Origin of the sequence: Pyxidicoccus xibeiensis (assembly GCF_024198175.1) — a bacterium.
Lineage (GTDB): Bacteria > Myxococcota > Myxococcia > Myxococcales > Myxococcaceae > Myxococcus > Myxococcus xibeiensis.
Genome location: NZ_JAJVKV010000049.1, coordinates 1 through 1,635 on the forward strand (window position 1 = coordinate 1; position 1,635 = coordinate 1,635).

General features: G+C 69.4%; 1 protein-coding gene. It reads right to left on the minus strand.

The features are described 5' to 3' along the window. A partial coding sequence (locus tag LXT23_RS49480) for a non-ribosomal peptide synthetase (protein ID WP_253987555.1) occupies window positions 1–1,635 on the minus strand: 1,635 nt, incomplete at both ends.

Below are 1,635 nucleotides of genomic sequence, written 5' to 3' on the forward strand. Positions count from 1 at the left end.
TTCGCGCCGTTGAGGAGCGCACCCCAGATTTCGAGAGTCGAGGCGTCGAAGGCGACGGGGGCGGCCTGGAGCCAGACTTCCTGGGGCCCGAAGCGCATGAAGCTGTTGCTCTTCACCAGGCGCGCGATGGCCCGGTGAGGCACGCAGACGCCCTTGGGCTGGCCGGTGGAGCCCGAGGTGAACATCACGTACGCCAGCGCATCCCCGGTGGAGGGAATGGCGGGGGCGGACTCGGACTGGCGCGCGATGCGAGCGCCTTCCTCGTCCATGACGACGAGGACGCTGCCCGTGTCGGGCAGCTCGTCTGCGAGCTCCGACTGGGTGAGCAGCACGCCCGCGGCGGACTGCTGGAGCACGAAGGTGACGCGCTCGGTGGGCCAGCCCTTGTCCAGCGGGACGTAGGCGGCGCCGGCCTTGAGGATGGCCAGCAGGCCGACCACCAGGTCGACGGAGCGCTCCAGGCGCACCGCGACACGGCTTCCGGCCTGCACACCCACCGAGTGGAGGTAGTTGGCGAGCTGGTTGGCGCGCGTGTCCAGCTGCGCGTACGTCAGCTGCTCGTCACCGAAGACGAGCGCGACGGCGTCCGGCGTGCTGCGCACCTGCTGCGTGAAGAGGTCCGCCAGGGAGGTGTCGCTCGGGTAGTCCCCGCGCTTGCCGCTCCACTCCGTCACCACCTGCTGGCGCTCGGCATCCGTGAGCACCGGGAGCAGCTCGAGCCTGCGCTCCGGTGTGGAGACGGCCGCCTGGAGGAGCACGGCGTAGTGCTGCATCAACCGCTGCACGGTGCCGGCGTCGAAGAGGTCCGTGTTGTAGTTGAGGAAGCCGGTGAAGCCCTCGCTGCCCTCTTCGAGCAGGAGGCTGAAGTCGTACTTCGACGAGTCGAGCTCCGGCGCCACGGGGGTGAGCGTCAGCCCCGGCAGGTTCAGCGTCTCGTTGGGCGTGTTCTGCAGCGTGAGCGTGACCTGGAAGAGCGGGCTGCGGCTCAGGTCTCGCTGCGGCTGGAGCTCTTCGACCAGCTTCTCGAAGGGAACATCCTGGTGCTCGTACGCGGCGAGCGTGCGCTGCCGGGCCTGGGCGAGCAGCTCGCGGAAGGACTGACGGCCGTCAATCTTCGCGCGCAGCACGAGGGTGTTGATGAAGAAGCCGATGAGGCCTTCGGTCTCCACCCGGTTGCGGTTGGCGATGGGCGAGCCAACCGAGACGTCGTCCTGCCCGGAGTACTTGGAGAGCAGCAGCTGCCACGAGGCGAGCAGCACCATGAAGGGCGTGGCCCCTTCGCGCTGTGCCAGTGCCTTGATGGCGTCACTCACGTCGCGGGACAGCGCGACCGGCAGCATCGCGCCGCGGTACGTCTGCACCGCCGGACGGGGCCGGTCCGTGGGCAGCTCCAGCGCATGGCTCGAGCCGGCCAGCTGCTGCCGCCACCAGTCCAGCTCCTGCTTCAGCACGTCACCCTGCAGCCACTGGCGCTGCCAGACCGAGTAGTCCGCGTACTGCACGGACAGCGGCGCGAGGCGGGCGGGCTCGCCGCCGGTGAACTGGCGGTAGTACGCGCCCAGCTCTCGCACCATGACGGCCGTGGACCAGCCGTCCGAGATGATGTGGTGCAGCGTCACCAGCAGCAGGTGCTGC